The sequence below is a fragment of the Pseudomonas sp. SDT291_1_S447 genome, assembly GCF_054070155.1.
The window spans coordinates 1-495 of the sequence record NZ_JBSVXS010000294.1 but is presented as its reverse complement, the minus strand read 5'-3'; the positions used below and the strand labels follow the sequence as shown (position 1 = coordinate 495).

Sequence of the window (495 nt, the reverse complement as noted above, 5' to 3'; positions counted from 1 at the left end):
GTGGGGCTGCAAATCGCCCTGATCGACTTCAACGACGACCAGCAAACGCTGGTTGCCAGCCTGTAGGAGCGCACCGTGAGCGCCAGTATTACCTTGGCCGGCGAAGGCCAAATCGCCCTTAAACAAAGCCAGCAAAAGCCGCTGATCGTCAGCCGCTTCATCTTTGCGAATGTGCCCGGGCTTGATCCGACCGCGCCGCTCGATCGCGCTGCCGGCAAGCCACCGGCTGCGCAGATTGTTCACGTCTACACCATCCCGGAAAAGAACGCGGGTTTCGTGAATCCGAACCAGGTGGTGTACAGCGCACAGTTGGGGTCTGACGTTGGCGACTGGGACTTTAACTGGGTCGGTCTTGAGGACGCCGACGGCATCTTGTTCGCCGCGTCGTCGGTGCCTCTGCAACAGAAGCGCAGGAACATTCCGCCGGAGCAGATCGGCAACAACGTCACCCGCAATTTTCTGGTGGCCTTCGACGGCGCCATGAAACTGACCGGC

The 495-nt window shown here is 60.4% G+C and carries 1 protein-coding gene; it reads left to right on the top strand.

Annotated features, from left to right (window positions below; translation table 11 throughout):
- Nucleotides 1–75: 75 nt before the first annotated feature.
- The coding region (locus ACW9IR_RS29615) for a phage tail-collar fiber domain-containing protein (RefSeq protein WP_457466162.1) at nt 76–495 on the top strand (420 nt) is incomplete at its 3' end.